This is a genomic window from Algorimicrobium bowmanii (genome assembly GCF_054031195.1).
This window is the reverse complement of the sequence record NZ_CM132929.1, coordinates 335,635-360,618: the sequence shown is the minus strand read 5'-3', so window position 1 is coordinate 360,618 and position 24,984 is coordinate 335,635. Positions and strand designations below refer to the sequence as shown.

At 32.2% G+C, this 24,984-nt stretch carries 21 protein-coding genes and 1 tRNA gene; 11 read left to right on the top strand and 11 right to left on the bottom strand.

What is annotated here, in order from left to right:
• The 3 genes from ACW5R3_RS01575 to ACW5R3_RS01565 all read left to right on the top strand — a co-directional run bounded on the left by ACW5R3_RS01575 (position 1) and on the right by ACW5R3_RS01565 (position 722).
• Positions 1-210 (top strand): zinc ribbon domain-containing protein, encoded by a 210-nt coding sequence (locus tag ACW5R3_RS01575; RefSeq protein ID WP_456577870.1) that lies wholly within the window; start codon positions 1-3, stop codon positions 208-210.
• On the top strand, positions 210-578 hold the full coding sequence (gene folB / locus ACW5R3_RS01570) for a dihydroneopterin aldolase (protein WP_456577869.1): 369 nt from the start codon (positions 210-212) through the stop codon (positions 576-578). Before ACW5R3_RS01575 ends, folB begins: the two co-directional genes overlap by 1 nt.
• 73 nt (positions 579-651) lie before the next feature.
• Positions 652-722 (top strand) — tRNA-Cys (locus tag ACW5R3_RS01565).
• Between the two features lie 133 nt (positions 723-855).
• On the opposite strand, the gene ACW5R3_RS01560 is transcribed toward ACW5R3_RS01565, so the two are convergent.
• The 3 genes from ACW5R3_RS01560 to ACW5R3_RS01550 all read right to left on the bottom strand — a co-directional run bounded on the left by ACW5R3_RS01560 (position 856) and on the right by ACW5R3_RS01550 (position 4,594).
• Positions 856-1,542 (bottom strand): LysE family translocator, encoded by a 687-nt coding sequence (locus tag ACW5R3_RS01560; RefSeq protein WP_456577868.1) that lies wholly within the window; start codon positions 1,540-1,542, stop codon positions 856-858.
• Positions 1,543-1,586: 44 nt separating this feature from the next.
• A complete protein-coding gene (locus ACW5R3_RS01555) occupies positions 1,587-2,264 on the bottom strand; it encodes a head GIN domain-containing protein (RefSeq protein WP_456577867.1) in 678 nt (225 codons plus the stop codon).
• A gap of 101 nt (positions 2,265-2,365) precedes the next feature.
• Positions 2,366-4,594: a ribonuclease R family protein gene (locus ACW5R3_RS01550; RefSeq protein WP_456577866.1), complete on the bottom strand. Its 2,229-nt coding sequence runs from the start codon at positions 4,592-4,594 to the stop codon at positions 2,366-2,368.
• Positions 4,595-5,328: 734 nt separating this feature from the next.
• Here ACW5R3_RS01550 and rpiB point away from each other — a divergent pair.
• Genes rpiB through ACW5R3_RS01530 form a run of 4 tightly spaced genes read left to right on the top strand, consistent with a single transcriptional unit; the run spans position 5,329 to position 7,524 of the window.
• On the top strand, positions 5,329-5,763 hold the full coding sequence (rpiB, locus tag ACW5R3_RS01545) for a ribose 5-phosphate isomerase B (RefSeq protein WP_456577865.1): 435 nt from the start codon (positions 5,329-5,331) through the stop codon (positions 5,761-5,763).
• A complete protein-coding gene (locus ACW5R3_RS01540; protein WP_456577864.1) occupies positions 5,764-6,675 on the top strand; it encodes a cation diffusion facilitator family transporter in 912 nt (303 codons plus the stop codon).
• A gap of 10 nt (positions 6,676-6,685) precedes the next feature.
• Complete coding sequence (locus ACW5R3_RS01535; RefSeq protein WP_456577863.1) at positions 6,686-7,078, top strand: hypothetical protein; 393 nt, start codon at positions 6,686-6,688, stop codon at positions 7,076-7,078.
• A gap of 2 nt (positions 7,079-7,080) precedes the next feature.
• Complete coding sequence (locus tag ACW5R3_RS01530) at positions 7,081-7,524, top strand: GNAT family N-acetyltransferase (protein WP_456577862.1); 444 nt, start codon at positions 7,081-7,083, stop codon at positions 7,522-7,524.
• Here ACW5R3_RS01530 and ACW5R3_RS01525 read toward each other — a convergent pair.
• The 6 genes from ACW5R3_RS01525 to ACW5R3_RS01500 all read right to left on the bottom strand — a co-directional run bounded on the left by ACW5R3_RS01525 (position 7,521) and on the right by ACW5R3_RS01500 (position 14,852).
• Positions 7,521-8,366, bottom strand: a complete 846-nt coding sequence (locus ACW5R3_RS01525) for an OmpA family protein (RefSeq protein WP_456577861.1) — start codon at positions 8,364-8,366, stop codon at positions 7,521-7,523. The two genes, ACW5R3_RS01530 and ACW5R3_RS01525, sit on opposite strands and share 4 nt — an antisense overlap.
• A gap of 35 nt (positions 8,367-8,401) precedes the next feature.
• Complete coding sequence (locus tag ACW5R3_RS01520; protein ID WP_456577860.1) at positions 8,402-10,036, bottom strand: S41 family peptidase; 1,635 nt, start codon at positions 10,034-10,036, stop codon at positions 8,402-8,404.
• Complete coding sequence (rnpA, locus tag ACW5R3_RS01515; RefSeq protein WP_456577859.1) at positions 10,020-10,418, bottom strand: ribonuclease P protein component; 399 nt, start codon at positions 10,416-10,418, stop codon at positions 10,020-10,022. The genes ACW5R3_RS01520 and rnpA overlap by 17 nt, the downstream gene beginning before the upstream one ends.
• 82 nt (positions 10,419-10,500) lie before the next feature.
• Positions 10,501-12,300 (bottom strand): M1 family metallopeptidase, encoded by a 1,800-nt coding sequence (locus ACW5R3_RS01510; RefSeq protein WP_456577858.1) that lies wholly within the window; start codon positions 12,298-12,300, stop codon positions 10,501-10,503.
• 69 nt (positions 12,301-12,369) lie between these two features.
• Positions 12,370-13,977, bottom strand: a complete 1,608-nt coding sequence (locus ACW5R3_RS01505; protein ID WP_456577857.1) for a S8 family peptidase — start codon at positions 13,975-13,977, stop codon at positions 12,370-12,372.
• A 14-nt stretch (positions 13,978-13,991) separates the two neighbouring features.
• The gene (locus ACW5R3_RS01500) at positions 13,992-14,852 is read right to left on the bottom strand and encodes an MBL fold metallo-hydrolase (protein WP_456577856.1); all 861 of its coding nucleotides are present in this window, start codon (positions 14,850-14,852) and stop codon (positions 13,992-13,994) included.
• A gap of 176 nt (positions 14,853-15,028) precedes the next feature.
• Between ACW5R3_RS01500 and ACW5R3_RS01495 the strand changes: the two genes are divergently transcribed.
• The 3 genes from ACW5R3_RS01495 (at position 15,029) to ACW5R3_RS01485 (ending at position 19,166) form a co-directional block, all read left to right on the top strand.
• A complete protein-coding gene (locus ACW5R3_RS01495) occupies positions 15,029-15,340 on the top strand; it encodes a DUF202 domain-containing protein (protein WP_456577855.1) in 312 nt (103 codons plus the stop codon).
• A 28-nt stretch (positions 15,341-15,368) separates the two neighbouring features.
• Positions 15,369-17,141: an SLC13 family permease gene (locus ACW5R3_RS01490; RefSeq protein WP_456577854.1), complete on the top strand. Its 1,773-nt coding sequence runs from the start codon at positions 15,369-15,371 to the stop codon at positions 17,139-17,141.
• Between the two features lie 162 nt (positions 17,142-17,303).
• Positions 17,304-19,166 carry a cation:proton antiporter gene (locus tag ACW5R3_RS01485; RefSeq protein ID WP_456577853.1) on the top strand — a complete coding sequence of 621 codons (1,863 nt, stop codon included), beginning with the start codon at positions 17,304-17,306 and terminating at the stop codon, positions 19,164-19,166.
• A 110-nt stretch (positions 19,167-19,276) separates the two neighbouring features.
• On the opposite strand, the gene lepA is transcribed toward ACW5R3_RS01485, so the two are convergent.
• The gene (lepA, locus tag ACW5R3_RS01480; RefSeq protein ID WP_456577852.1) at positions 19,277-21,073 is read right to left on the bottom strand and encodes a translation elongation factor 4; all 1,797 of its coding nucleotides are present in this window, start codon (positions 21,071-21,073) and stop codon (positions 19,277-19,279) included.
• Positions 21,074-21,232: 159 nt separating this feature from the next.
• Between lepA and ACW5R3_RS01475 the strand changes: the two genes are divergently transcribed.
• The gene (locus ACW5R3_RS01475; RefSeq protein ID WP_456577851.1) at positions 21,233-23,650 is read left to right on the top strand and encodes a TonB-dependent receptor domain-containing protein; all 2,418 of its coding nucleotides are present in this window, start codon (positions 21,233-21,235) and stop codon (positions 23,648-23,650) included.
• Positions 23,651-23,824: 174 nt separating this feature from the next.
• Here the strand turns inward: ACW5R3_RS01475 and ACW5R3_RS01470 are convergent, their stop codons facing one another.
• A complete protein-coding gene (locus tag ACW5R3_RS01470) occupies positions 23,825-24,931 on the bottom strand; it encodes a TolB family protein (RefSeq protein WP_456577850.1) in 1,107 nt (368 codons plus the stop codon).
• Between the last annotated feature and the right edge of the window lie 53 nt (positions 24,932-24,984).

Genomic DNA, 24,984 nt, shown 5'->3' with positions numbered 1-24,984 from the left:
ATGAAACCTCTTAATTACACGTGCCCAAAATGTGATAACAAAACTTATCAGATTAGTGAAATGCGTGCAACAGGTGGAACATTCTCTAAAATATTTGATATTCAGAATAAAAAATTCACATCAATAACTTGCGAACGTTGTACCTATACTGAATTTTACAAAACAAAAACTAGTGGATTAAGTAACATATTTGATTTTTTTACAAACTAATGGGAACAATAAAAGTTGAAAATATTCGCGTATTTGCCAATCATGGCTGTTTAAAAGAAGAAACAAAAATTGGTAGTGATTATCGCGTAGATTTAGAAGTGAAAGCCGATTTACAAACCTCGGCAACTACAGATTTACTGCAAGATACAGTTGATTATGTATTTTTAAACCGTGTAGTACGCGAAGAAATGGAGCAACCCTCCTACTTATTAGAAACCGTTGCTAAACGCATATTAACACGTATTTTTAAGGAGGATCAGGTTATAAAAAAAGCTACCGTTTGGGTTAGTAAAATAAACCCTCCTATTGGAGGCGATGTTGAAATGGTAACTATAAAAATGACAGAAAAGCGAAAAAAACAAAAGTAAGTAGCGTAACATTTATATTTTTTTTACATTTGTGCTCTCTTAAAAAAGAGATTCCTTATAAAATAGGAAATTAGGTGTCGTGGCCGAGTGGCTAGGCAGTGGTCTGCAACACCATCTACAGCGGTTCGAATCCGCTCGACACCTCAAAAAAGAGTTACTTTTAAAGTAGCTCTTTTTTTTTGGGCGTAAATAATAGTAATGTATACGTATATCTAGAAGATATTGAAAATTATATATTTCAATTAGGCCTGTTAAAAAACCTGATTATTGAAGAATATTATTCAGATTGAAATAATTCTATATCTTCTAATTTATCTTTAAGTAATTCTTTTTCTTTTGGAAAGAAGCCTTGTAGCAGTAACAAAATACCAAAACCCATTATAAATAATGAGACAATTTTTTTAGTTTTAAAAATTCGTCTTGGTGTTAATTTACTTTTCAATTTTTTGGCAGCAAATATTTTAAGTAAATCTACTAGAAAATAAATGGCTAAAATGGTTGCTAAAAATATAAATAAATCCTGATTTGTTTCTGTTAAAGAATTACCTATTACAATAAATCCTAACCACCCTAAAAGTACACCAACGTTGATAAAGTTAAGCAAAAAGCCTTTTATGAATAGTTTTCCAAAGTTTTTTTTAATCTCGACAGTATGAAATTCTCTAACAATTTCACGAAAGGATTTAGCTGTTTTTATAAAAGAAATAAACCCATAAACAGCCAATAGAACACCACCAAAAATAAGAAAATTAGGATCGTCTTTAATGTTATCAAGTAGTTTTGATGTACTAAAAAAAGCAACTACAATAAAGAATATATCGGCTAGAATAACACCAAAATCAAATATTAAAGCACTTTTCACCCCTTTTGTGGCACTGGTTTCCAATAATACGAAAAACACAGGTCCAATGGTAAAAGATAATATTATCCCGAAAGGAATAGCCGCTAAAATATTGTCCATCATATTTTTTAAAAGCAATTTTTACAAATTTATGAAAAACCTAGGTATTAATCCTTACGAATTATCTTTCCACCAAAAACAGTATTTTCATTTAACTCTTTTGGATTTCCGTAAACATATACACTACCACCAGCACGTACTTTAGCATCTACTTTTTCGGTAGCATTAATATGAGCTTCTCCTGCTGCTCTAATAATAACTTTAGCGGATTCACTGACTAATTCTTCTCCTAAAAAAGAGCCACCTGTTGTGATATCTACGTTTTGTTTTTCGGTAGTACCAGATACTCTAATTACGCCTCCGGTTACAGATTTAGCTTCTAAATATGTCATACTATCAACCATTAGTTTTATACTTCCTCCTTCTTGGGCATTTAAATCTATTTCAAACTGACTAAAAACATCGTTTGAACCTACAAAAGCACCTTCATTAACATCAATCACATCTATTTGCTTGTAATAAACTTCAACAGATGTTTCATTACCATCAAATAATTTTTCGATAGACATTTTTACTTTTAATTTTCCGTTCTTGTTAACTATAACAACATCTTCGGTGTTTTGACCTTTAATAATTATTTTGTTTTCATCCGCCTTTATTAAAGCTACTTCAATACGATCGTAAACTTTTAATTCATTAAAATCTCCTAAAGATTTTTCTGTTTGAGCTTGACTCAGTTGTGTAATTGTAAACACAAAAACGAGTGCAAAAAGAAATTTTTTCATGGTACTATAATTTATAAAATTTTAAAAATCCAGTATATACAAACACATCTTAACTGTGACATTAAGATGTGCTTTTATACTAAAATAAGATATATCAAAAACTATTCCTGATGTTTACCTACTAAATAAAAATCTAAATGTTTTTTTACTAAATCGGTATTCTTAACCTTAACAACTACTTCATCACCAAGTTGGTACATAGTTTTAGAGTTTTTACCAATTAATGCATAATGGTCGTCATCAAATTGATAATGGTCATCTTTCATATCACGTACGCTTACCATACCTTCACATTTGTTGGCTATAATTTCTATGTAAATTCCCCAATCGGTTACGCCAGATATTACGCCTACAAATTCTTCATCTTTATGATCTTCCATAAAACGAATTTGCATGTATTTTATAGAGTCGCGTTCCGCTTTAGTAGCTAAATTTTCCATGTTACTAGAATGGTTACATTTATCTTCATAAACATCAGCGTTTGCCGATTTTTCACCATCCAAATATTGCTGTAACAACCTATGTGCCATTACATCTGGATAACGACGAATAGGCGATGTAAAATGACTATAATAATCGAAAGCTAAACCGTAATGACCTATATTGTGAGTAGTATATTCGGCTTTACTCATAGTCCTTATGGTTAGCGTATCCACCAAATTTTGTTCTTTTTTACCTACTACTTCACTTAATAAATTATTTAATGAAGCTGTGGTAGATTTTTTGTCTTTAAAATTTAGTTTATAACCAAATCGACTCACCACATTTTGAAGCGAAGCTAGTTTGGTATCATCTGGTTCATCGTGAACACGATAAATAAATGTTTTTTTCTGTTTCCCAACAAATTCCGAAACTTTACGGTTTGCTAACAACATGAATTCTTCAATCATTTTATTAGCATCTCGAGATGTTTTAAAGAAAACACCTACTGGATTAGCTTCAGCATCAAGGTTAAATTTTACTTCTACTTTATCAAATGAAATAGCTCCAGAATTCATACGTTTAGAACGCATTTTTTTAGCAAAAGCATCCATTTTTAAAATTGCTTGAGCTATTTCGGGCTTGGTTTGATAGGTTTTTCCTGAAATGGCAACATCTGCAGGAATTGTGGTATCAATGTTATTAGATTTTAAAATTTCTTTGGTATCTAAATCGCTATTTTGTTCTATAATAGCCTGAGCTTCTTCGTAAGCAAATCGGGCATCTGAATAAGTTACTGTTCTACCAAACCACTCATCTACAACTTCGGCTTTTTCATTCATTTTAAAAACGGCTGAAAAGGTATATTTTTCTTCATGTGGCCGTAATGAACACGCGTTGTTAGATAGCACTTCAGGTAACATTGGCACCACACGATCTACTAAATATACAGATGTAGCACGTTCATAAGCTTCATCATCTAAAATAGTTCCTGGTTGTAAATAATGAGAAACATCAGCAATATGAATTCCTATTTCATAAAGGCCATTTTCTAAAACCTTAAATGATAAGGCATCATCAAAATCTTTAGCATCTTTTGGATCGATAGTAAAGGTTAAATCTTGACGCATATCACGGCGTTTAGCAATTTCATCTTTAGTAATAGAAGTATCAATTTTATTTGCAAAATCTTCTACTTCCTTCGGAAATTCTAAGGGTAAACCATATTCAGCTAAAATGGCATGGATTTCTGTATTATGTTCGCCTGGACGTCCTAAAATTTCAATTACTTTACCATTAGGTGAATCGGCTTTATCTGGCCAATCTTCTAATGAAACTAAAACTTTATCGCCATCGTTAGCTTTCTTGGTTTTATTAATTGGCACAAAAACATCGGTATACATTTTGTTGCTATCAACAACCACAAAAGCATAGTTTTTATGTATTTGAATAACACCAACATACTCTGTTTTAGCACGTTTTATAATTTGGGTAATCTCACCTTCTCGCTTACCACCTTTGAGACGTTTATAGGCGTAAAACTCCACCTCGTCGCCGTGAAGCGCTTTATTCATATTATTTGAGGCAATGTATACATCTGTTTCAAAATCGTCGCAAATGATATAACCAGCTCCTCTAGACGCCATATCTACGCGTCCTGTATGATATTCAGTAGAAACGATAGCTTTAAATTTACCACGTTCTACTTCTTCAATTTCTTGTTTAACTTTAAGCTGCTGAAGTTTTTTTATAATTTGATTGCGACTACTCGCATCGTTAACACCTAGCTTAGCAGCAATTTGCTTGTAATTAAAAGCTTGGTTTCTATTTTTTTTTAAAATACTTAAAATGGTATTTGTAAGGTTGGAAATCTTATTATGTGAAGGTTTCCTGTGTTTCTTTTTTGTCATGTATTATCTGTAATCTAATTCTATTCCTATTAAAGATAGGAATCTGCTATTTTATAACCTAATAAAAGGAAAGTTCTGGTTATAAATTTAATACAAAGCTACGGTTTTATTATTTAATCAACTTTTACTTAACATTATTTAATAGTTTCATAATACGTTACTTTATAAGTTAGGTTTCTAAAAATTCTAAAATAACTTTAAAAAGTAGTTATTCACATATATATATATATTCATCTTTTTTCTTTTAAAATTTAAAAAATAAATAATGGTTATTATAGTATGTTAATAGGGCGTATAACTTTTTTAAGTTTTATTTTGTTTCTACGTAGTTTACATTCTATTGATACGTAGTTAACATTAATTTTATACGTAATAAACTCATTTTTAGAACTATTTTAAAAGCTATTAACAGTTGTTAATAACCGATGTTAATAGTTAATAGCTTACAAGTATTTTAAAATTCTATGTTTATAAACATCAAAATGGGTTTGTAAAACTTGTCCAAAAAAAAGTGCTAACTTTTTAGGTTTTTATAATTTCAGTTCTGTTTGTAAAAATTATTGACTTTTGAAAATTTAACTATTAGAATTTAGTTAACAGTTATTAACATGTTATCATATTATAAAATAAGAGTAATTAACAATTTGAAATTGTCGGTTAACAAAGTTATAAATAATACGTGCATTCCCGTTCGTTTTGTACCTTTACTGCCCTAAACAACACAACATTATATTATGAAAATATCTATTGGAAATGATCATGCAGGAACCGAATACAAACTAGCGGTTGTAAAGCATTTAGAGTCAAAAGGACATCAGGTTACAAATTATGGTACCGATACTAATGATAGTGTCGATTATCCAGATTTTGTACATCCTGTGGCTAAAGATGTAGAAAGTAAAGATGCCGATTTTGGTATTATTATTTGTGGTTCTGGTAATGGCGCAAACATGACAGCTAATAAACATCAAGGTGTGCGTTCGGCTTTATGTTGGACTAAAGAAATTACAGAATTAGCAAGACAGCATAACGATGCTAATATATTAAGTATTCCAGCGCGTTATACGGCTGTTCAACAAGCTATTCAAATGGTAGATGTTTTTTTAGAAACAGCTTTTGAAGGTGGAAGACACCAAAACCGTGTGGATAAAATTCCTGCGTCTTGCTAGATGACAGTTGGGCATTCACATAAACATACACATCCCAAAATGAAAGATAGGAATTTATTAATTTCTATCTTTCTAAATATTTTAATTACCGTAGCGCAAGTTATTGGTGGTTTACTTTCGGGAAGTTTATCCTTATTAAGTGATGCGCTCCATAATTTTAGCGATGTTTTATCTTTAATAGTTAGTTATGTTGCTTCTAAACTAACTAAACGAAAAGCTTCTGTTAATAAAACTTTTGGTTATAAACGTGCCGAAATTTTGGCTGCTTTTATTAATGCCGTTACGTTAATTATTGTAGCAGGTATACTTATTAAAGAAGCTGTTTTTCGTTTTATTAATCCGGAACCTATAGAGTCTACATTGGTTATATGGCTGGCTTTAGTGGCTATATTAGGCAATGGTTTTAGTGTTGTATTATTAAAAAACAACGCCCATAGTAATCTTAATATGCGATCGGCATACTTACATTTATTAACCGATATGTTAGCAAGTGTAGCTGTTTTAGTTGGCGGTTTATTAATGACTTATTTTCAGATTTATTGGGTAGACAGTCTTTTAACTTTTTTTATAGCTATATATTTAGTGTGGGTAGGTTGGGATTTATTAAAAGATTCTACGAAAATGATTATGCTATTTACACCAGATCATATTCATATAAAAACTGTAGTAGAAACCATTAATAAACTACCTAAGGTTAAAAAAATGCATCATGTTCATATTTGGAATTTAAGTGATGATGAGTTACATTTAGAAGCACATTTAGATCTTATGGAAGATGTATCAATTACAGAATTTGATAGAATTTTAATGCAAATTGAACAAGTTCTTCAAGATGAATTCAATATCAATCATGTTACTATTCAACCTGAATTTAATAAAGATGACTCTAAAGAGGTTATCGTACAAGATTAATATTGTAACTATGAAAAAGTTCTTCTATTTATTTGGAGTATTACTTTTTTTATCCTGTTCTGAAGTTACAGATTCTATAATAGAAAATAGCTTTCCTGATGATACTGGTTTAGAAGTTGGTATTAAAAATAATACCAATGTAAAATTTTTAAGAACAGAAGTTAAAATGGCTAATGGAAATTTAATTTTTCAACAAATAGAACCTCATAATTTTTCTGAATTTTATGCTGTTTCTGCACTTTATTCACAAGCCGAAATTACTATCCAAACAGCCAATGCTTATTATTCTTTTACACCCAATCAACTTGATGAAAATACACGTGTAACGGAAGGGCGTTATTACTTTGAAATTTCTATAGAAAGTCCGAATAACACACTCGTTATAACTAGAAAATCTTTTTAAATATGTTAGAAATTACTACCAAATCATTTGAAGAATTAACAGCTGCTGAATTGTATAAAATATTACAATTACGAAGCGAAGTATTTGTAGTGGAACAGGATTGTGTATATCAAGATATTGATGGAAAAGATGATCAGGCTTTACATGTTATAGGTTTAAAAAACAATAATGTAGTAGCTTATACTCGTATTTTTAAACCAGGATTGTATTTTAAGGAAGCCAGTATAGGTCGTGTAGTTGTTAAAGATACCGAACGAAATCACCAATTTGGTTATGATATTATGAAAGCTTCTATTGAAGCAATAGCAAAGCACTATCAGGAAACTTGTATTAAAATTTCAGCTCAGACTTACTTAAAGAAGTTTTATAATAATTTAGGTTTTAAAGAAATAGGAACAGGCTATTTAGAGGATGGAATTCCGCATATTGGTATGCTTAAACATTAATTTTTACCACCTACATAAGTTACTAATATTTCCACACGTCTATCAAACTTAGGTTCGCCACCAAGCGGAAACTTCCGGCGCATACCAACGTATTTCATTCGGCGTTTATTAACCCCTTTTCTTTCTAAATAATCATAAATATACTTAGCTCTGGCGGTTGATAAATTTTGTTTATTGGTTCGTCTATCTACAGCATCACGGCCATTTTGAGTACAACATACATGACCTTGAATGGTAAAGTAAATATCTTCGCGTTCAAGGAGTGTTTCGGCTATCTTTTGTAGGGTTTCTTTAGATTCTGGAAGCAGTGTACTGTAACCTGTTTTGAACAGTATATTTTCTAATAAAAATTTATCACCCGCTTTAACATCGCCTTTTAAAGCTTCAGAAAACTCTTTGGGTTTTGGTTTCACTAAATCGGCTTCTGTTCGTGGTGGTGAATATGGTTGAACACGAATTTCTACTTTTCGGTTTAACCTCCGGATTTTTACTACATCTTCTTCATCTACAACCTTTAATAAGACTTCACCTTTTCCATCGACGTTGCTTATTACACTTTCATCAAATTCATTATTAGAGAAAATTGTTTTTATCGAATTTGCACGGTATTGTGAAAGTTTTAGATTGTAAGAATCACTACCAGTATCGTCGCAAAAACCATAAATAGATATTTTTTCAATATCTAAAGATTCTATTTCGGAAAGGAATAATAATAGCCTACTTTCTTCAGTGGGTAGAACCACATACTGATCCGTTTCAAAAAAAACTATATGACGGCGCTCTTCCTGAGAATGAAGCCAATTGATACATATAAAAAATAGTATAACTATTCTAGTTTTCATGATTAGGGATGTAAGCCATGTTCAATATATCATTTTTATCTTAAATAACCATTATAAGTAGTTGATTTAGATAATATCTCTGCTGCTTTTTTTATTTCAGAATTATGAACTTTATAGTAGTCGTATAAGCCTTCACGATATACGTATCGCTTTACTATTTCGTCTGTTAAAATGGTTAATAAATCTTCCTTATTCTCATCTATAGCTAATGCTTTAGAATTATTAAGATTTGTTACCAACGTATTATAATCATTTTGAATATTATCGTCTAGATTTTCTTTTTCAGCGTTTTTAAGTACATTTTCCAAGGCTTTTTCTGTTTCGGTAATATAATTGAAGTCATTAACTTTTAAAAAGCGTTTAAAGTCGTTAAAATCGGCATTAGTTAATTCAAAATTTGTAATATCTAAATTTGGATGTTTGTAGTAATATTCAGTTGCATAATTAAATATTAAAAAATCGTTGACAATGGCTTTTGTTATGGCTGAGTTTTCGGTAACATTTATAATTTCATCAGGAAGCACTCCGCCACCATCAAAAACTTGACGGCCATTTTTAGTTTTAAATGCGTTGTATTTATCTTTTTCTATACGTACCGCATTACCATCGTCATCACGATGCCAATAATCTAAGGCTTGAATACAGCGTCCAGATGGTGTATAATATCGAGAAATAGTTATTTTTAATTGGGTACCATAAGATAAAGGTTTTGGACGTTGAACTAGTCCTTTTCCAAAACTTCTCGAGCCAACAATTACCGCACGATCTAAATCTTGTAGGGAACCGGAAACAATTTCACTTGCCGATGCACTACTACCATTAATTAATACGACAACTGGTATTTCGGTATCAATAGGTTCTTTTTGTGTGTAGTATTCTCGGTTATATTTTTTAACTTTTGATTTGGTTGTAACAACCAATTGTCCTTTAGGGACAAATAAATTTACTACGTTAACAGCTTCCAATAAAAGTCCTCCAGGATTACCGCGTAAGTCTAAAATAATACGTTCAGCTCCTTGAGCTTTTAAATCGCGTAAGGCATAACTTGTTTGTTGTGAAGCCTTGTTATTAAATTTACTTAAAACAATATATCCTGTTTTATCATCTACCATAGAAAAGTGAGGTACAGCATCTATTTCAATTTCCGAGTGGATAATTTTAGTTGTGTACTCTTTGTTTTGACGTAGGTATGTTACGTTAATTTGAGAACCGTTAGTTCCTTTTAACAAATCGCCAGCATCATCTTTATAAGTTTCAATTAGCGTGTTTTCAACCTTTATAATTTCATCACCTGCTTTTAAACCTGCTTTATCGGCTGGATAGTCTTTGTAGGGTTCTATAATAACCAATTTGTCTTTCATGGTACGTACATTGGCACCAATACCAGTATAATCGCCAGTTCTTCTAATTTTCTCAGCTTCTACATCTTGCTCGTTATAAAATTGGGTATATGGATCTAAATCTTTCAGCATACTCTTAATGGCTGTATCCATTAAATTTGCTGGATTTGTTTCATCCACATAATTCATATTAATTTCTTTATATAAAGTGGTGAATATTTCTATTTGTTTAGCAATTTCAAAAAAATCGTTTTGAAAGGCCGAACCTGTAATAAAGACTGTAAGTGCGAAAAAGGGAATAAGCAGACGCTTTTTAAATATTTTTTTCATCAGTAGTTTCTTTAGAAATGGTATTTGAAAATTTTTTAAACAGCTTATTCATGGACTGTTCTACGTTTTTAGACGTTGGTTTATTTTTACCAATGTACAAAATCATAAACGCATAAGATGTTGTAATGTTGTTAAAATACTGCGTTTTGTTTAAACGATATGCTTCGCGCATCTGGCGTTTTATACGAATTCTGTCAACGGCTTTTTTGAAGTACTTTTTAGATACAGAAACGCCTGTTTTTATTGTAGAACCATCATCAAAATTAGTTTGTAAAAAAACCATTCGAAACGGGTATACGCTAACTGATTGCCCTTCTGTAAAGAGTTTTTCAATCTGCTTTTTGCTTTTCAGCTTTTCGTATTTATTATAAGTTTTGTTCATGTAGTTTTCAAAAGTACAAAGTAAGCATAAAAAAAGCTGCTTTTTTTAAGGAAAGCAGCTTTTTGAAAACTTATAACGGATTTTATTTTTCCATTTTATTATTTTCTCTATCAATATCAGCTACCCATTGTTTTGGGTCTATTTCAACAGATTTTACTGTTTTAGATACATCAAAAGTATAATTAGGATTAGCCCATGCCCAATCTGAAATAATGGTTGCTTGAGTTGGCTTTTCACCACGCATCATTTGTAATGGGATGTAAAAATCTTCAGTTGTACCGTCGGTATAAGTTACAGTTAAATCTATTGGCATTGGCATTAGTGCCATACGTTCTAATGAAATTGTTTTATCATCAATGCTTTTTACTGCATAATCAATAGTATTAGTCGTTTGAGCAAAATCTATTAAATACCAATCCAATTCTAAATCGGTTACTTTTTCTGCTGTACGAATGATATCTAATGGTTTAGGGTGTTTAAATTTAAAGTCGTTAAAATATTTTTTAATCGTTTTGTCTAAATTTTCTTTACCTATTATGTAACCTAATTGCGATAAAAATACTTCTCCCTTGCTATAAGCAGCAATACCATATGCTTGGTTATAAGCATAACGATCTGCATGTGTCGTTAACGGTTGTTCTTTACCCGATTTAGCTAAAAATAAATAACCCCTATATGCTGCGGCAGTAGGATTTTCTTTATTTTCATCCATAACAGCGTTCATAGCATAATCACTAATATAACTTGTAAAGCCTTCATCCATCCATTCATGTTTAGCTTCGTTTGAGGCTAATAGAAATTGAAACCAAGTGTGTGCTAATTCGTGTGCCGTTACACCTATTAAGCTTCCAAGTGAACGTTTTCCTGTAATTAGTGTACCCATTGCGTATTCCATTCCGCCATCACCTCCTTGTATTACAGAGTATTGTTTGTATGGATATTCGCCAACATGTTCACTAAAATATTGCATTAAAGCAACCGTTTTAGGTTGTAATTTTTTCCAATCGGCCTGCTTTTCAGCATCTAAAGTGTTTTTATAATAGAAATGTAAAAGAGGACCATTAGGAACTTGCATGGTATCATGAATATAATCCGGATCTGCTGCCCAGAAAAAATCGTGAACTTTAGGCGCTATAAAGTGAAGAGTTTTTTTCTTTCCTTTAGTTTTTACTGGCTCTTGAATATAACCAGTTCCACCAACTACATAGTCTTTATCAATGGTTAATTTAACATCGAAATCGCCCCATACTCCATGAAATTCACGGCCAATATAAGGATCGGCATGCCAGCCTTCAAAATCATATTCAGCTAATTTTGGATACCATTGTGTCATCGATAACGCAACACCTTCGGCATTATTTCGTCCTGAACGACGGATTTGAACTGGTACTTGACCATCAAAATCCATATCAAAAGTAACGGACTCACCTGATTGAATTGGTTTTTCTAAGGTTACTTCTAAAACAGTACCAACGGTTTCATATTTTAATTTTTCACCGTTTTGTTTTAAAGAATTAACTTTTATATATCCTATTTCATTAGGTTTTAGTTTGCTAATTCTATCACCTACACGACGATCGGGATCGCTTATGGTTCTAGATCTAACATCCATTTCGCTACCAGGTTGAAAGGCATTGAAATATAAATGGTAATACACACGGTTTAGAACATCTGGTGAATTATTAGTATAAACCAGTTGCTGTTTTCCTTTATATTGAAAGGATTCTACATCCATATCAATTTCCATTTTATAATCAACATGTTGTTGCCAATAATATGGGTTTTCTGATTTTGATGGTTCGTTTTGAGCTAGTGCTTGACTACCAATAGTGGTTGTAAACACCAGGCTTAAAGCAGCAACCGAACGTAAGAATTTTTTCATATTGAGTTAAATTTAAGTAAAAAAAATCTCATCGGGTTAGGATGAGATTTTTTTTGGGTTTGTAATAATTTATTTAACCTGGCTAGCCATGATTAAAGCATTATAAGCATTAACCATTTTAGCTGATTTAGTTAAATCGCCAAAAGGTCTAACATCAGTAGCTTCACCACCAACAACAACGTTAGTTTTAAGAGCAATTCCTGAGTCTAAAATAACTTGTTTTACTTGCGCTGCAGATAATTTTGGATAATAAGAGCGAATTAAAGCAGCTACACCAGCAACTGCAGGAGCAGCCATAGAGGTACCACCTTTAGTTCCGTATTCGCTTTCAGGAGTTGTAGAATAAACTTGTGCTCCAGGAGCAAATACATCTACATTAATTTTTCCGTAGTTAGAAAAACCAGCAACCATATTAGGACCATACTTAGGCGCTAATGCACCAACAGTAATAAAAGTTTCAGAAACTTCAGGACCTGTTCCAATAGCATCATTAGGGTATACGTTAGTTTGATCTATATCAATACCTTCGTTACCAGCAGCGTTGATAAAAAGTACATCGTTTTCACTTGCATAAGCAATAGCGTCACGTACCCAGTCACTATGTGGTGAGTAGTACTTACCAAAACTACCATTAATAATTTGAGCACCATTATCTACAGCGTAACGAATAGCTAAAGCAATATCTTTATCGTATTCATCACCATTTGGTACAGCACGTAAGCTCATTAATTGAACATTGTTTGCAACACCATTAGCGCCTAAACCATTGTTACGCTCTGCAAGAATAATACCTGCAACGTGCGTACCATGACTTTCACTTTTAACAGATGGCATAACATTTCCGTTACCGTAACCAGTTTCTGTTAAATCGTCTGGGTTATCACCTGTTTTACGACCTTTTAAGTCTTTATTAAGGTTTACATTTACTTGGTCTGTATAATAATCTACACCACCTTTAATAGCTTTTAATGCAGCTTCCGAAGAGTCTAAACCATTAGCATACATATTTTGTAACATGGCAGCAGCTTGTTTAACTTCAGCATTATCAGTATCAATTGCAGCTACTTCTTCTTTAGTGTAACTTGTTTTACCTAAGTGATCTGCTACTGTTTTATCAGCACTTTCAATCATTTGGTAAATTTGATCGTAACGTGTTTTACCAGCTAAAGCTTCTTGATACTTAGTTTCATATTCTGCTACAGCAGCATCATATTGAGGATCTGATTTATCACCTTTAGCAATAATTCTAACAAACTCTAATTGTTCGTCATAACCGTCACCTAAAAAGTTCCAACCGTGAATATCATCAACAAAGCCATTTTTATCATCATCAATACCGTTTCCAGCAATTTCATCTTCATTTGTCCAAAGAACATCATTTAAATCTTCATGTTCAATATCAATACCAGAATCGATAACAGCTACAATAACTGTTTTTCCTTTATTGTTTTTAATTATTTCAGCGTATGCTTTATCAACGCTCATACCAGGAATGGTATCTTTTACTAGGTCTAAGTGTCCCCAATTATGTTTTTCAGCTTCTGTTAAGTCACTAACTTTTAAAGGTGAAGTGTCAATGTTTTCTAAGGGTGTGTTTAACACATTAGAACCGCTACCACAGCTAGTCATAACTGCAGCAATACTCGCTGTAAATACAAACGATTTAATTAATTTCATTTTAAAAAATATGTTTAGTTAAAAATTTCATTACAGGTATAAACGTCTTGTAATCGCACGCCTTTTTCTGTGTTTTTTACTGTAATAATTTCATTGTGTGCGTCGTGCTCCAAAAATAGGTAATAATTATTATCTGCTGCCATTTTCAAAAACTTTTCTTTTTCATCTAATGTTAGCAAAGGTCTTGTATCATAACCCATTACATAAGGTAATGGTAAGTGTCCTGCAGTAGGAAGTAAATCGGCCATAAAGCAAATGGTTTTTCCTTTGTACTTAATAACAGGAATCATCTGTTTATCGGTATGTCCGTTAGCATAAAAAATATCAAAACCGAGTTCTGAGTTATGCTGCATATCGCCATTTGGTACTTGTGTAAATTTAAGTTGACCGCTGTCTTTTATAGGCAGGATATTCTCTCTTAAGAAAGATGCCTTTTCACGGTTATTAGGTTGCGTTGCCCAATTCCAATGGTCGTTATTATTCCAAAAATGCGCATTTTTAAAGGCTGGTTCATAGCCGGTTTTGTCTTTATTCCATTGAATAGTACCTCCGCAGTGATCAAAATGCAAATGCGTCATAAACACATCGGTAATATCATCTCTATGAAAGCCGTGTTGTTTTAAGGACTTATCTATAGAATCATCACCCCATAAGTGGTAGTATCCAAAAAACTTATCGCTTTGTTTATCACCCATTCCGGTGTCTATAAGTGTAAGCTTGTTGCCATCTTCGATAAGTAAACAACGTGCTGCAATATCTATCATATTGTTAGAATCTGCAGGGTTTGTACGTTCCCAAAGAGTTTTCGGTACTACGCCAAACATAGCACCACCATCAAGTTTAAAATTTCCGGAGTTAATAGGATATAGTTTCATAGTCATGCAAATTACGAATTCACGGTATATTTTTGAAAAATAAGCAAGGATATTAAAACTATTTTAACATTTAGTTTTGAAAAGTTGCGGTGTTATTAATTTGATGCTGTTAAAAATTAATTTATTTTTATAAAAAGCTAAATATGAAAAATCCGTCACCATTGAAAATAAAAAAAATGAAATTGCTCCGCTTTGGTCGCGATTTTAAACCAGATACTGAGGTGATATTACGGGATTATTTAGCTATTGAACGTACCCGACTGGCTAACGAGCGTACCTTGTTATCTTACATTCGTTCTTCATTATACTTGCTACTAGGTGGGATGGCTTTTTTTCAGCTAAAGGATTTTCCGGATTTTAAATATCTGGCTGTATTGGCGCTAATTTTTAGTGCACTTTTCTTAATTATTGGTTTGTACAGGTTTGTATTGTTAAAAAAGAGTTTAAAGCGTTTGTACTATATGTCGGAATCTAAAAACGAAGATTAGGATTTGAGTAAATTTAACACGTTTCTATATGAGTGTAAACCTCATGATTACGTTTGCTATTATTTTAATAGGGGTGTTTTTATTTGTAAAAGAATATTTTACAATAGATACAACCTCCGTTTTAATAATGACTTTATTTATTGTTTCTGGTGTATTAAACCCGGAGGAAGGTTTTTCAGGATTTAATCATCCAGCAACTATTACTTTAGGTTGTATTTTTGTGGTTAGTGGAGGGATTTTCCAATCAGGAATTTTAGAAGGGTTAAGTGGTAAAATTATCAAGCTCGCCAAAATTCATTATAGTATAGCTTTAGTTGTTTTTTGTTTTATTACGGCATTATTTTCAGCTTTTATTAACGATACTGCCGTAGTAGCACTCATGCTTCCAATAGCTTTAACTGTTTGTAGAGAAACAGGAATAAGTCCTGGAAAATTACTGATGCCTATTTCTTTTGCAGCACTTTTTGGAGGTACTTGTACTTTAATTGGAACTTCAACAAATATTTTGGTAAGTAGTTATGCTACGCAATATAATTTAGAACCTTTTGGTATGTTTGAGTTCAGTTTAGCAGCCCTATGTTTGTTAATTATTGGTTTTGTATACATTTTTTTAATAAGTCCTGTTTTACTACCAAAGAATAAAAAAACAAACGATTTAACACTAGAGGCTAAACAGTACATTACCGAGTTATTAGTAGTGGACACGTGTAAGGATATTAATAAAACTATTGCAGAATTAGAACTGACTACTATTTATAAAATTTCGATACTTTCTATTTTAAGAACAACCCATTTAATTCAAAATATCACGTCAGAAACTCGTATAAAAAAAGGAGATATTTTAAAGGTTATGATGCCGCCACAAACGGTTAATAAATTATTGGATATTGAAGGTTATCAAGTAGAAGGGAGTCAGCGCCTAAAACAAATTGAAGATTCAACTGAAACCAATAATATTTATGAAGTAATAGTGCCATTTGGTTCGGTTTTAGCCGGAAGCTCTTTAAAATCTATGCGTTTTAATAGGAGTTATAATATGTCGGTTTTAGCCATTCGTCAGCGTGGCGATTTACTATTAGAAAAACTAACTTCAATTAACTTACTAGAAGGAGATATGTTACTTGTTCTAGGTAGTAAAGTAGAGCTTAAAAACTTAGAAAAGCAAAAATTAATTGTCACGCTCTCTGAATACGAAAAAAAGAAAACCAACTATAAAAAAGCCATTCCTGCTGTATTAATAGGAATAGGTGTTGTATTGGCAGCTTCATTAAATATAACGAGTATTTTAATAAGTGCCATGGTTGGTGCATTACTTATGATATTAACAGGTATTTTAAAACCTAAAGAAGCTTATCAAGCCGTAGAATGGAAGGTAATTTTTATGATGGCAGGTGTTTTATCTATGGGAACTGCTTTAGAGAAAACAGGAGGAGCAACCTTAATAGCAGACATTATTCAAGATTCTTTAGGGCAATACGATGCGCACATAACCTTAAGTTTGCTTTATCTAGTAACTGTAATTTCAACCAATTTAATTTCTAGTAAAGCTACGGCCGCTTTAATGACACCGGTTGTTATAAGTTTAGCAGCTATTATGGAAATTAGCGAACGTCCCTTTTTAGTAGCGGTTATGTTTGCTTGTTCACTAACATTTATGACACCAATGAGCTACCCTACAAACACGATGGTATATGCTCCAGGAAACTATAAATTTAGTGACTTTCTTAAGTTTGGTACACCTTTAAACATCGTAATATGGTTAGCAGCATCCGTTATAATTCCTTATTTCTTTCCTTTTTAAACTTCCAAAAAAAAAGTAATTACATAAAGTAAAAAGCCTTATTTTACCACGAAATTTGAAATATAAAAAAGGTGTTTGTAAAATAACTTAAATTAGCACTCATTATGAGGTGTTATAAGAGTCAATAGAATTACAAAACACTCGAAATAAAACAAATTATATATGTTAGAATTAGGCGGAATTATCATTTTAGGGATTTTGGCACAATGGGTGGCATGGAAATTTAAAATCCCAGCTATTTTACCATTAATATTAATTGGCTTGCTTGTAGGTCCTATTGCTCAAGAGTTTTTAAGTGCAGATGGAACAAAATGGATCGAGCCTATTTGGAACGGTGAAAAAGGGTTATTCCCAGGCGAGAGTCTATTTTACTTTGTTTCTTTAGCAATAAGTATCATACTGTTTGAAGGTGGTTTAACGTTGAAAATGGGTGAAATTAAAAATGTAGCTCCTGCAATCACCAAATTAATAACGGTCGGATCCATTGTAACCTTTTTTGGAGCTGCAGTTGCTGCTCATTATATTTTTTATTTAAGTTGGGAAATATCATTTTTATTTTCTGCATTAATTATCGTTACCGGACCAACGGTTATTACACCTATTTTAAGGAATATTCCTCTTAAAAAAGATATATCAGCCGTTTTAAAATGGGAAGGAATCCTTATTGACCCGATTGGTGCCTTAGTGGCTGTATTAGTTTTCGAGTTCATTAGTGTTGATGCTGGTGGCGAGTATACAAAAACGGCTTTTATAGAGTTTGGTAAAATTGTACTTTTTGGTTTTACATTTGGTTTTACATTTGCCCATGCTCTTAACTTTATTATGAATAGAAACTGGATACCGCATTACTTAATGAATGTGTTTGCTTTAGCTGCTGTATTGGGCGTTTTTATCTTATCGGATGTATTTGCTCATGAATCTGGTTTATTAGCCGTAGTGGTTATGGGAATGGTGTTAGGAAACTCCAATTCTCCTTATTTGAAAGAGTTACTATACTTTAAAGAATCGTTGAGTATTTTATTAATATCTATTTTATTTATCCTTCTTGCTGCTAATATTAACTTTAGTGAGTTGCTGTTAATATTTAATTGGAACACAGTTATTCTATTTGCTGTTGTGGTATTTGTTTTACGACCAATAGGTGTGTTTTTAAGTACCCAAGGTTCAAGTTTAAAGTTTAATGAAAAAATATTTATTAGTTGGGTTGGACCTCGTGGTATTGTAGCAGCAGGTATTGCTTCTTTATTTGGTTTAAAGTTAGCTAGTAATGGTGTTTCTGGTGCTGAATATATTACACCTTTGGTGTTTATGATTGTGTTAGGAACAGTTTTATTAAATGCTACTACAGCACGTTGGTTAGCTAAATTAGTAGGCGTATTCTTAACCAAATCTGAAGGGGTTCTAATAGTTGGTGCTTCAAAAGTTTCAAGGTTATTAGGGCACTATTTAGAAACTCATGGCCGACATGTTGTATTAATTGATAGTAATCAAAACAATATAGCAAAAGCTAAAGAACTAGGTCTGGAAGCTTTAAATACTAATATTTATTCCGATAAGCTTATGGATAATATTGAGCTGAATGATATGGGATATATGATGGCTTTAACCGGAAGTTCTGATATTAATAAATACGCTATAAATAAATTTGGTAAGCAATATGGTGAAAACGGATCTTTTAGATTGTTAACAGCTACTGAAATGCTTGAATCCGATATAGAAAAAGGATCGGGATTATTCTCTCATACTACGGATTATAGTTCATTAGTTACAGTCACTAATAAATACCCTTCAATTCAAGAAATTGCTTTAGAAAGTCGCACGCATTTAGAAGAATTATTAGAGATAACCAATAACGATAAGGAGATTATTCCTTTGTTTTTAAAGGATACAGATAAACAATTACACGTATTGGGCTCTGATGATTTAGATTTAAACTCCATTAAAACCGATTGGGAATTGGTATATTTAGGAAAACCTATTGATGTTGAAAAGCTTAAAGGAAAACCTGCTGAGATTAGTAATTAATCATACTTAAAACTAACTTGATTTGAGGTATCTTAAACTCATAAAAAAAGCACGCTATTAGCGTGCTTTTTTGTTTATTAAGAATAATAAGATCTTGGCTATATTATAACTTAATCATTAAGCTTTAATACGGCCATAAATGCTTGTTGTGGAATTTCTACATTACCAACCTGACGCATTTTCTTCTTACCTTTTTTCTGTTTTTCTAATAATTTACGTTTTCTAGAAATATCACCACCATAACACTTAGCTGTTACATCTTTACGTAGTGCTTTTATGGTTTCACGTGCTATAATTTTAGCTCCAATAGCGGCCTGAATAGGAATATCAAACTGCTGTCTTGGAATTAATTCACGAAGTTTTTCGGTTATTTTCTTACCTATTGTATAGGCATTGTCGGCATGAATTAAAGCCGATAGGGCATCTACAGGTTGTGAGTTTAGTAATATATCTACACGAACTAATTTAGATTCGCGCATACCTATTGGTGCATAATCAAAAGAAGCATAACCTTTTGAAACTGTTTTTAGTCGGTCGTAGAAATCAAAAACGATTTCTGCTAAGGGCATATCAAAAGTTAACTCAACACGTTCTGTTGTTAAATATGTTTGATTAGTAATAACGCCACGTTTATCAATACATAGAGACATAACATTACCAACAAACTCCGCTTTGGTAATAATAGTAGCTTTTATAAAAGGTTCTTCAACACGATTTAAAAAAGATGGATCAGGTAAATCACTAGGGTTATTAACAATAATAACTTTATCTGGGTGCTTGTTACTAAAAGCATGGTAAGATACATTGGGAACCGTAGTAATTACAGTCATATCAAACTCACGTTCCAAACGTTCTTGAATAATTTCAAGGTGTAACATACCTAAAAATCCACAACGGAAACCAAAGCCTAAAGCTGCAGAACTTTCAGGTGTAAATACTAAAGAGGCATCATTAAGTTGTAATTTTTCCATGGAGGCTCTTAAGTCTTCATAATCTTCGGTATCTACAGGATAAATACCAGCAAAAACCATAGGTTTTACATCTTCAAAACCACTAATAGCATTGGTTGTTGGTACTTTTGCATCTGTAATAGTATCACCAACTTTTACTTCTTTAGCTTCTTTAATACCGGTAATTAGGTAACCTACATCACCAGCTTTTATTTCTTTTCTAGGAAATTGTTTTAATCGTAATGTACCAACTTCATCGGCGTTATAAGTTTTACCTGTGGCAATAAACTTTATTTGTTGGCCCTTTTTTATTGAACCATTTATAACTCTAAAATACGTTTCAACACCTCGGAAAGGGTTGTAAACTGAGTCGAATATTAAGGCTTGAAGCGGTTCGTTAATTTCACCTTTAGGAGCTGGAACACGCTCTATAATTGCGGTTAGAATCTCTTCAATTCCTAATCCCGTTTTAGCACTAGCAGGGATAACTTCAGAAGCATCACAACCTAATAAATCAACAATATCATCGGTAACTTCTTCAGGATTGGCACTAGGTAAATCTACTTTGTTAAGTACCGGAATAATTTCTAAATCGTTTTCTAATGCTAAATATAAATTAGAAATAGTCTGAGCCTGAATGCTTTGAGCAGCATCAACAATTAGTAAAGCACCTTCACAGGCTGCTATAGATCGGGAAACTTCATAAGAAAAATCAACATGGCCAGGTGTATCAATAAGGTTTAAAACATATTCTTCACCTTCATGAATATAGTCCATTTGAATGGCATGCGATTTAATTGTAATTCCGCGTTCACGCTCCAAATCCATACTATCTAATAGTTGGTTTTGTTTTTCGCGTTCTGTTACGGCTCCAGTAAAATCCAATAACCTATCGGCTAGTGTACTTTTACCGTGATCTATATGTGCAATAATGCAAAAATTTCTAATGTGCTTCATAACCTGTTGTGTTGACTAGCATTATAACTAATTTGCAAATATAATTGTTTTATTATGCTTTAAATATTTATAGCCAATAATCTTAAAATATTTTATTTGTACCAAGCTGTAATTTATTTTTAAAAAGTATGTTTATATTGCATAACCAAATTCTTTTTGATGATAGCCAAGCAATTATACTTATTTATACTTATAAATATTATTTTTTATACTGTTACTTTTTCTCAAAATTTTACCGTTTCAGGGCAAATATTGGATAGTGAAAATCAACCACTACCATATGCCAATATTGTACTGCTATCTAGTCAAGATAATTCAACAATAAATGGAACAACATCCATAGAAGCTGGCTTATTTACTTTAAATAATGTTACTAGTGATGATTATGTTTTAAAAATTAGTTTTGTAGGGTTTGAATCTGTTGTAATGCCTATTCAGGTACAGGGTGCAGATTTAGAGGTGGGCGTTTTAATACTTAAAGAAACGCCACATTCCTTAAATGAAGTATCTTTAATAGCCAATAAACCGACACTTACTAAAAAAGTTGACCGTCTGGTTTTTAATGTGGAAAAAACGGCTTTAAGCGAAGGAAATATAAAAGATGTTCTAAAAAATACACCAGGTGTTTTAATATTGGATAACAGTTTACTTGTTAGAAACTCGACTCCTGTTGTGTATATAAACGATAGGAGAATTCATTTGTCCGATATGGAGTTGCTACAGTTATTAGAAAGTACTTCAGCAAACAACATAAAGTCTATTGAGGTTATTACCAACCCTTCAGCAAAATATGATGCTGATACCGGAGTAGTTTTGAATATTATTATGGATAAAAATTTGGTAACAGGTTACCGCGGTTCAGCTTTTGCAAACTATACCCAAGGTACCTATGCACGTTATCAAACGGGTGTTTCTAATTTTTATAAAACCAATAAAATAAATGTTTTTGCAAGTTATACCTTTAACGATTCTAAAATAGCACGTGTTAGTGAGGAACGTGTTAATTTTAAAGATGATGCAGGTATTTATGAACGTTGGGAAACCGATGTTGATAGAACGACAAGGTCTACAACTCATAACTTAAACACGAATTTTGATTATTTTTTATCTGAAAAAAGCACCTTAAGTTTTGTTGCTAATTTATTGTATTTGCCAGAATTTGAATACATCACCAGAGGGGAGACTAATGTTTATGATGCGGCGTATAATGATTTATATAATTTTAATAACTTAAATAATTCCGATGATCACAAATATAACCTTGGCTTTGATTTGGAGTATAATTTAGATTTTGAAAACGGCAGTAATTTACTAGTAAATACACATCTTACAACCTATGATTATCACCGAGATCAAAGTGTTCAAAGCACATATTACGATGTAAATAATGTTTTTGATTACCGAAACCTGTTTTCAACCATATCCGATCAGAATACCACAATTAATACAGCTCAAGCCGATTATAGTTTACCTATAAATGAAACAACTTTATTTTTAGCAGGAGCTAAAGCTTCTTTTATAGATACGGATAGCGATTTAAATCAATATAATTTACAGGGGTCTAGCTTTATTTTGGACGCTACCAACTCTAATGTTTTTAAGTATAATGAAAATATTTTAGCAGCTTATGTGAGTTTAGATAAAAGTTGGGAAAAATGGCATATAAGTTTAGGTCTTCGTGTTGAACAAACCTCTATTAATGGGAAATCCCTTGTTACTAATAACTCTATAGATCAAGATTATTTCAACTGGTTCCCTAGTGCTAATATTAGTTATCAAGTTTCAAATAAAATTAGTATTTACTCCACGTTTAAACGAAGTATTGAACGTCCAGATTTTCAATATTTAAATCCATTTAAGTTCTTTTTAAACGATAATACAATCGTAACAGGTAATCCATATTTGCAGCCAGCCGTTACTAACCATTATGTAATAGGAGTGTCTTTAAATAATAATTTGTTCGTGGAAGCATATTTTAAGGATGTTGAAGATAATTTTTTAGAATTACCTCTACAGGATAATATTAATAATTTGCTAGTATTTACACCAACTAACATAAATAGTACTGTAGAATTTGGGTTCGATTTTGTGAGTATTTTTAATATAACTTCAGAGTGGAATGTATATGCCGTAACTTCAGTGTTTAATATGAAGGATAAAACGTTATATAATAACGAAACTATAGAAAAAGATACATGGTCTAATTATTCTGCACTAAGTAATTCTTTTACTTTTTTAAGCGATAATAGTCTGTCGTTTAATTTAGGATTGATATTTATGAGTGATTATCAGCAAGGTTTTCAAATTGTTGATACGCGTTTTTTAAGCGATTTATCTATCAAAAAAACAGTTTTCAATCACCGAGGTTCCATAACATTAGCTTTTGCTGATTTATTTAATACCCAAAACTATTCTGTAACATCTCAATATTTAAATCAAGATAATTCACGTTATTTAAACCAAGACAACAGATATGTAAAATTAGGCTTTAGTTACAGGTTTGGTAATACTAGGTTAAGTACAAATCAGCGTACTAAAGAGCGTGAAGAACGCGATAGGCTAGAGAAGGAAGAGTAATAACATAAATTTAACCATAATCCATCACGATGTTCACAATGCTTTAAACAGTGATTGGAAATCATTGAAGTTCGCGAAGAACGTTTTGATTCGGACTATTAACTTAAAAAATGAAAAAAAGACCACTTACAAGGTAAGCAGTCTTTTTAAAACTATTTCAGAATACCAATCCTATTAGTCTTGCCATTCTGCAATAAACAAATTGGTGTCGTGTCCGCCACCGTTATTTCTATTAGAAGAGAAAATAAGTTTCTTACCATCGTTAGAAAATACCGGAAAAGCATCAAAAGTAGTACTGTGTGTTACACGCTCTAAATTCTTCCCGTCAATATCAATTAAATATAAGTTAAACGGAAAACCACGTTCGGATTCAAAGTTAGAGGAGAATAAAACTTTCTCGCCACTTGGGTGGAAAAACGGACTCCAATTGGCGTTTCCTAAATCGGTTAATTGGCGTAAATCGCTACCATCAGCATTACAAATATATAACTCCATTTCGGTTGGTTGTACCAGGCCTTCAGCTAACAAGTCTTTATATTCTTTAATGTCTTCTTCAGTTTTAGGTCTTGATGAACGGAAAATAAGTTTCGTACCATCTGGCGAGAAAAAAGCACCACCATCATAGCCTAATTCAAATGTAATTTGCTTAACATCACTACCATCAATATTCATAGTGTATAATTCTAAATCGCCACTTCTGTCTGACGTAAATACAATTTTATCACCTTTTGGAGAAACAGTAGGTTCGGCATCATAGCCTTTTTCATGGGTAAGTTGTGCGGTAATATTACCTTCTAAATCGGCAACAAAAATATCATAGGTGTCATAAATAGGCCAGATGTATTTACCATTTTTACGTAAAGGTGTTTCTGGACAATCATCGGCACCTAAATGCGTTGATGCATAAATAATATGCTTGTTATCTGGTAAAAAATACGCACATGTTGTACGTCCTTTTCCAGTGCTAACCATAGGAGGCATATTGTCTTTAAACGTGTCGTCAACGTTCATTAAAAACATCTGATCGCATGCAACACCCCAATCTTTATTATTAGACTGAAAAACCAATTGCTTATCATCAAAACTCCAATAAGCTTCAGCGTTATCACCGCCAAAAGTTATTTGTTTTAAGCTTTTAAAATGAGTTTCTTCAGGGTATATCAAGGTGTCTGCCCATTTGGTAGCACCAGATTTTGCATCAGAGTTTTCGTTTTTATCGCTCTTGCAAGAAACGGTTAATACAATTGTTAATAAGCAGAAATAGAAAAATGGTTTCGTCATGTGTTCTAATAAAAAGTGGCAATTATTATGTAATTTCGCCAAAAATAACATTA